Origin of the sequence: Paucilactobacillus vaccinostercus DSM 20634, from assembly GCF_001436295.1 — a bacterium.
Classification (GTDB): domain Bacteria; phylum Bacillota; class Bacilli; order Lactobacillales; family Lactobacillaceae; genus Paucilactobacillus; species Paucilactobacillus vaccinostercus.
In genome coordinates this window covers 72,215-79,532 of sequence record NZ_AYYY01000001.1, presented here as the reverse complement: position 1 = coordinate 79,532, position 7,318 = coordinate 72,215, and the positions used below count along the sequence as shown (strand labels likewise).

The window sequence follows — 7,318 nt, the reverse complement described above, 5'->3', positions numbered from 1 at the left end:
CGAGAGTAGTTGGGGGATCGCTCCCTGCGAGGGTAGGACGTCGCCATGCACGATAAGCCGTTAGTCGGAAGACTAGCGGTTTTTTTGTGCCGTTAAAACTGCGAACCGCGCGTTTATTTAGTAGCTATATCCCAGAGCTAGTGCGTTTAATTCAAATAATAATTAGAATTAAATGAAATAAATCTCATAATTAGATATTGACATATCGGTTATTTACGCCGATACTAGAATATAACAAAAATGTATTATTAGATTATTTTAATTTTATATTTTGATGACATAGAAAGAGAAACATGAAAGGAAGAGATTGATATGACTAAAGCATCAGAATACATAGCAAAAGTGCGAAATAACCAGACAAGTAAGCCATCAGCAGCTGCTAAAACAGTAAAATGGCAGGGAGCGGTACAAGCAGAAGGAATCGAAAAACTGAAGGGCAACGGCGGAATGATTGTCAGTCCCACCAAGGTGGGCTACATCATCATGACTTCCGACGTTAAGGGACTGGAACGAAAGTTTGCAGCTAAAAAACGTAAACGGAATAAACCTGGTGTTGTGTTGTGTGGCTCGATGGAGCAGGTGAAAGAACTGGCCCAAATGACACCCGAAATTGAAGCATTATACCAAAAGCACTGGGATCAAGACATTTTGCTCGGATGCATTCTCCCATGGAAGGAAAAAGCTAAGGCACAACTTCCTAACGATGGGACAAAAGATTTGATGATGGATAAACGTGAGACAAGCTGTTTTGTCATCAAATTTGGTAAACCAAGTGAACAGATTGCCCATGAATTATGGACCAAGTACCATAAATTCTCATTTGCTAGTTCAGCTAATCCTTCTGGCAAGGGAAATCGCGGACTCGTAACGGGAATCGGTGAACGCATTGAAGCGGCTGCCGATGTCATCATCGAAGCAGATGATTACGTCGCTTCGATTCAACCAGATAAAACTGTCGATACCCGTTACGAACAAGGGGTGATGGTTTCAATGGTCGATGAGAGCGGCGAGCTCGTTCCGCGGCAAAATGGCCGTATTGGTGTTCAGCCCGCACCAATTGTGATTCGAAAGGGTCTCGATGTTGATAAAATTATGGAAAACATGAGTCAGGTATTCTCATCATGGAATTACGAACATGGGCTCTATTACTAGGAACTCGAAATTGAGATAGGATGAGTCTGGGTTTTGCCGAGTTAGATTAGTTATTGCTTGTAAGTTCATAAGATCTTCAAAAAACTCATAAATAAGTCAAAGTTATAACAGAAATGTTCATAACTTTGGCTTATTTTTTCGTATTTTGGTCGTGGTGCGTTCAAATCGGAAGTGTAAATTTAACTCTTGAAAATAATAAAAAAGGATGCGATGAAATGAAAACTAAAGGCAGATTGAAAAAGGGCATTTGGATTTTGAGTAGTGTCGCAACCCTTTCACTAGTTGTTGCATGGATGAAGCAGCACTAATAGAGAGGATGAGCAAAATGAATTTTTTGAAAACGCAGGTGAACAGCAATGCCGACTAAAGCGAAAAGACCTTATCTATACGAGGTTGATTTGATGCGGATCATTTTTATTTTTGGTGTGCTATTAAATCACACGACTACGGCCTTGGAGCGTATGACGGTAGCAGGTTCATCCAGTCAACTTTTCTTTAACGCAAGTCATTTGATGCTTCATTTTACGCGAATGGGTTTCATGTTTATGACCGGCCTTGTACTCACACTAAACTATTACAACCGGCAAAAAAATTGGCCACAGTTCTGGAAGAAGCGGTATCTGAGTTCTGGAATTCCATACATCTTTTGGAACGGGTTCTTCCTACTGATGGGAATGATTGCCGATGGTGTCGCGTTCAACGGTTGGAGCTACTTTAAAAATTGGGGCCACGCTATTTTGTACGGCGATAGTTTTTATATGTACTATATCTTGGTCACTTTCCAGCTATACCTGCTATATCCACTCATTGTCCGTCTGTTTAAAACGGTTAAGATGCACAGTCGGATTTTAATTGGCAGCATCATTGTTCAACTTCTCATGTTGCTCATGTTCAAGTACGGGTATCCTCACTTGGATACTAGTGGCTGGTGGTATCTTTTCAGATCATATGGAATGAACGTTATTTCATACCAACTGTACTTTATTTTTGGCTCCTTTGTGGCTATTCATTACCACCAGTTCGATGACTGGATTAAAGATCATGCTCGGCCACTTGTAGTAATCACCGTCTTGTTAGCATTTGGTACGATCGGTCTTTACTTCTTTGATATCAATGTTTTGCACCTGACACTAGCGAAGGCGCTAGAGGTTCATCAGCCATACCTGATGGTCTATGCATTAGTTATGATTTCGACCGTATTTTGGGTTGGACGACGCTATGCGTACCATCGACAACATGGGCTGAGTCCCAAAATCGACTGGATTATTAGAATGGGTGCCAAGGTCTCATTTGGGGTCTACCTCGTTCAAACCATCCCACTGACGATTTTAAAACTGGGATTGGCGCAAACGCATTTACCATCCTGGGGCTACGTCCTATTATTGCCCGTCGGCTACGCATTTGTGGCCATTGGCTCATTTTTAATTGCTTGGTTCTGCTACAAGGTCCCACCATTTGGAATCTTAATTGGCCGGCCACAGAGACGAAAAAGAAAGGAAGTCATTCACTATGACAGAACTTACAAAACAACTGACTAAACAACTTATCCTGCACCAAAACGACACCGTTATTAAAGACCTTAAGGCTGACCAATGGTTTACGGGGCGACAAGTTTCCGCAGATGTTACCCGATTAAGACAGCACTTTATTAATTTAAAACTGACCAAGGGCGATTTGGCGCTCGTGTGTCTTGATAATTCAGCCGTGTATCCTGTCTTAACCCAAGCAATCTGGGAAATGGGCATGATTGAACATCCAGTAGCTGCAACGACGCCCATTGCGCAGTTACAGTCAGAATTCAATGAACATGACTATGCGGTGGTCATTGTGAAGCACGAACTAGCCGATCAAATTGTGAACGATTCGGTCCTTGAAAAAACAGCTATCCGGCTTGAAACGGATTCTAATTTGACTGTCTTTATTAATACGTCATTGGTGGCTGATCGAATGATTCAAAATCCTACAGAACCCGGCGAAGATGATTTGGCTTTAATTCTGAATACATCGGGAACCACAGGAAAACCCAAGCGGGTAGGGCTCACGCACAAAATTTTGAATAACGCCGCCCATCACGATATTGACTCCCACCGGTTAACTGAAGATGATACAACCATGATTATCATGCCGATGTTTCATATTAACGCTCAAGTGATTTCAACCCTGTCAACGCGTCTTTCGGGTGGTAAAATCGTGATTGCGCAGAAGTTTAGTGCCAGTCGTTTCTGGCAGCAGGTGAGTGATAACCACGTCACATGGGTTTCGGTTGTACCAACCATTATTTCAATTCTGTTGATTAATGATAAAGCCAACTTAATCTATTCTCAGTTACGTGATCAAATCAATCTTCGTTTCGTGCGGAGTTCGTCATTCTCATTGCCAGAAAACAAATTTATGGCCTTTCAAGATCAATTTGACACGCAGATTCTTGAAGGTTACGGGATGACCGAGACATCCAGTCAATGTACGCTCAATCCGTTTGACGCGCAAAAGATTGGCTCTGCCGGTAAGGCATTCGGGACCGACCTCGCAATCCTAGTTAACGGACAGTACGAAACAAGCGATACCCAGATTGGTGAAATCGTTGTCCGTGGCGACCATGTGATTTCCGAGTACATGGATCCACAACCAGCCTCATTCCAAGACGGGTGGTTTCTTACGGGTGATCTCGGCTATCTCGATGAAGATGGTTATCTATTCGTCAAGGGCCGTAGCAAGGATATGATTAACCGCGGTGGTGAAAAAGTAGCCCCCGCAGAAGTTCAAAGTATTCTCTCACAGTTACCGTTTATTGAAGAAATTGCCGTTATCGGCATGCCGGATGACCTGTATGGGGAAGCTGTGACGGCCGTCATTAAACCTAAGGATTTCGGTGGGAACCGCGACGATATGCGACAACAACTGCTAGATTATGCTGGTTATAATTTAGCCAAGTTCGAACAACCAACTCAGGTCTACTTTGTGGACGATTTTCCACGAAACCCCACTGGTAAAATTTTGCGGCCAAAATTAAAGGATGAACTACTGAGTGTATCCGCTGGTAAGTAGGGATGGCTGAACGGGAAAAACACGCGCGGCCATATTTATACGAAGGAGATTTACTCCGACTACTCCTAATCATTGGGGTTGTGCTAACTCATACCGAGACAACGCTGACGAATGCTACCGCAACCGGATCAGTCAGTCACCTGATTTTCAATTCAACCCATACTATGTTGCACTTTACGCGAATGGGGTTTGTCTTTGTAACCGGCTTAGTGCTGACCTGGCAATATTTTGACCGGCATCCTAATTGGGTCACCTTTTGGTACCGACGATATGTGCGCATCGGTATTCCATACCTAGTGTGGAATACCGTTTTGCTGGCGGGATTACTTGCCATTCATCAGCGATTGACGTGGACTCGGTACGCCCAACGGTGGTTGACCACCATCAGTCATGGTAACCAGTTCTATATGTATTTTCTGTTTATGATTGCGCAACTTTACTTGATTTTTCCGATCTTATTATGGATTGTCGAAAAAACGCGGGATCATCATCGGTGGTTGATCGGGGTTAGTTTTGGCTTACAACTCCTGCTGACTGCGGTGATCAAATATGGGCATCCCACAACAGCCGCCCATCCCGTTTTGGGGCTCATTTTTCATCATTATGGTACTGATCCGTTGATGTACCAGCTTTACTTCGTAATGGGAGCCGTCACGGCGGTTCACTATCAGCGGATCAGTCACTGGCTGAAAGTCCATTTAAAGGCGTTAAGTTGGTTAGCAGTCGGGCTGAGTGTGGCCACCATCGGCCTGTACTGGGTTAACATTAACGTTCTCGGATTTGCCAATCATGATGCACAGTCGATTCACCAACCCTTCGTGGTACTGCTAGATGTGGCCGCCATTATGGCCTTGTTGGGTGTGAGTCAGTGGGGGCTACGACGGTCCTGGGTTACAATCCCGATCGTTCATCGGCTCGGGCAACTGACATTTGGCATTTATCTCACACAAAGTATTTTCCTGACCGCATTGGCGGGACTCTTACGACTAACCGCATGGCCATCATGGGTGTATCTGGTCATTGTCCCACTATGTTTTGTGGCGGTATTTGGGACGATTCTGATATGGAGCTATGGGCTGTCACGGCTCAAGTGGACGCGCCCGATAATTGGCTTAAAATTAGATTCTGAAAATAAAATGATAAAATCCTATTGACAATGTGCTAAAAGCGCGTTAATCTATTTACAACATTAAAGATAGATTAGAACGTTGAAGAGAAGAGTAGCATTACTCAGGACTTAAGAGACCCCTAGCTTGGTGAGAACGGGGAGCCTGAGCGGTGTGAAAGTAATCTCCGAGAGTTGAATGCGAGCAACGAGTGTTCAATGGGTGCACCCATTATAGTGCCAAGGTATCGCCACGAGTGTGGCCGTACCTGGTGAGGTATATTTCGTGAGGAGTATACAAATATGAGGTGGTAACACGCGTAGCGTCCTTATTAAGCAAGTGCTTAATAGGGGCGCTTTTTATTTATCTTTAACTAAATTAACGAAAGAAGGCTTGGGTATGCAAAGTAATCGGGCGAGTAGTAACGGAGGAATTATTCGAGTCAGTTTCTTTGAATAGATAGATGCAGCACAGTTTTTATTCAAAGGAGATCATATCATGGGAAAAAAGAAGTTAACTAAGGGTAATTATTTGTTTATTGGATCAATGTTGTTTGGCATGTTTTTCGGTGCTGGTAATCTGATTTTTCCGATTCATTTGGGACAGTTAGCCGGAAGCCATTGGCTACCAGCTGCCATTGGGTTTCTGATTACGGGGACGCTCCTACCATTGCTAGCCGTTATTGCGATTAGCATTACGAGATCTAATGGGATTTACGACCTCGCAAAACCGATCGGGAAGAAATATGCGACGATTTTTATGATTTTACTTTGTGCCACGCTAGGGCCATTATTCGCAACGCCCCGGACGGCCACCACACCATTTCAAATCGCGTTTGGTCAGCAATTAAGTGCCAGCCAAACACCATGGGCCCTGTCCATTTACTCGTTAATCTTTTTCACCATTACTTGGGCATTCGCTCGCAAACCTGGCGAAATCGTTAACTCGATTGGCAAGTTACTGAATCCGTTATTTTTAATTTTATTGGCGATCATTTTCGGGTTTGCCTTTTTTGAACCAATGGGTCACGCTGGTAGTCAGACTGCCACTGCGGCTTATCAGCACGCCTCATTTCTGAATGGCTTTTTGCAAGGATACAATACCATGGATGCCATTGCTGGGTTGCTATTCGGGATCGCGATCGTAACTGTTATTCGCCACTTTGGGTTGACAAATCCGACGGCAATTGCCAAGGCCACCGCTAAATCTGGCTTAATCAGTATTAGCCTTGAGGCATTGATCTATCTGATTCTCATTTACATCGGGGCAACGAGCTTAACCTACTTTAAGTTGTCGGCCGATGGCGGCATTGCGTTTAGCCAAATTGCCATGCACTTCATGGGGATTCCCGGTCAGATTATTTTAGCAATTATGGCGACCTTAACCTGTCTCACCACTGCCATTGGGTTATCTACCTCCTTTTCGGAAGCCTTACACAGTCGCTTTCCTAAAATCAGCTACGCTAAGTGGAACGCATTTACCTGCTTACTCTCATTTTTGATTGCCAACCTCGGGCTGGATCAGATTATTGCTTGGTCCTTACCAATGCTGATGTTTGTTTATCCATTGGCGATTACGCTGATTGCCTTATCGATCCTTTCACCACTGTTTAAGCGGGCTCGGATTGTTTACATTATGACAACTATTTTAACTTTGATTCCTGCATTCCTTGACGGGATTGCTTCTGCACCTGCGATCATTTCGACCAGCGGGTGGGCCAAGGCCTTGTTGCAACTTGATAATTACCTACCATTTGCGAGCTACGGGATGGATTGGGTATTACCAGCCTTAATCGGATTTATTTTGGGGCTTGCCATCTACGGTTGCCAAGCATTAACGAGTCATTCACATAAGATGATGCCAGAATCAAACTAACCATCGACACATAGCACAACACACACATAGGGTCACCACATATAATAAACAACACATAGAACAAACACATAAAATGAATGAAGTATTTCTAAGCGATTAAACACATAGTAAAAATAGAATATGAAAAGTGGGCATCGGTC

General features: G+C 43.8%; 5 protein-coding genes. All 5 read left to right on the top strand.

All coding sequences use genetic code 11. From position 1 onward, the window contains the following. Positions 1-312 precede the first annotated feature (312 nt). The 5 genes from FC26_RS00350 (at position 313) to brnQ (ending at position 7,178) form a co-directional block, all read left to right on the top strand. Positions 313-1,152, top strand: a complete 840-nt coding sequence (locus tag FC26_RS00350; RefSeq protein WP_083483697.1) for an L-threonylcarbamoyladenylate synthase — start codon at positions 313-315, stop codon at positions 1,150-1,152. A 356-nt stretch (positions 1,153-1,508) separates the two neighbouring features. Next, positions 1,509-2,690, top strand: a complete 1,182-nt coding sequence (locus FC26_RS00345; RefSeq protein ID WP_057777068.1) for an acyltransferase — start codon at positions 1,509-1,511, stop codon at positions 2,688-2,690. Then, positions 2,662-4,197: an AMP-binding protein gene (locus FC26_RS00340; protein ID WP_057777067.1), complete on the top strand. Its 1,536-nt coding sequence runs from the start codon at positions 2,662-2,664 to the stop codon at positions 4,195-4,197. Before FC26_RS00345 ends, FC26_RS00340 begins: the two co-directional genes overlap by 29 nt. 2 nt (positions 4,198-4,199) lie before the next feature. Further along, entirely contained in the window at positions 4,200-5,351 is a 1,152-nt protein-coding gene (locus FC26_RS00335; RefSeq protein WP_057777066.1) for an acyltransferase, read from the top strand. 450 nt (positions 5,352-5,801) lie between these two features. Next, a complete protein-coding gene (gene brnQ / locus FC26_RS00330; protein WP_057777065.1) occupies positions 5,802-7,178 on the top strand; it encodes a branched-chain amino acid transport system II carrier protein in 1,377 nt (458 codons plus the stop codon). The last annotated feature ends 140 nt before the right edge of the window (positions 7,179-7,318 follow it).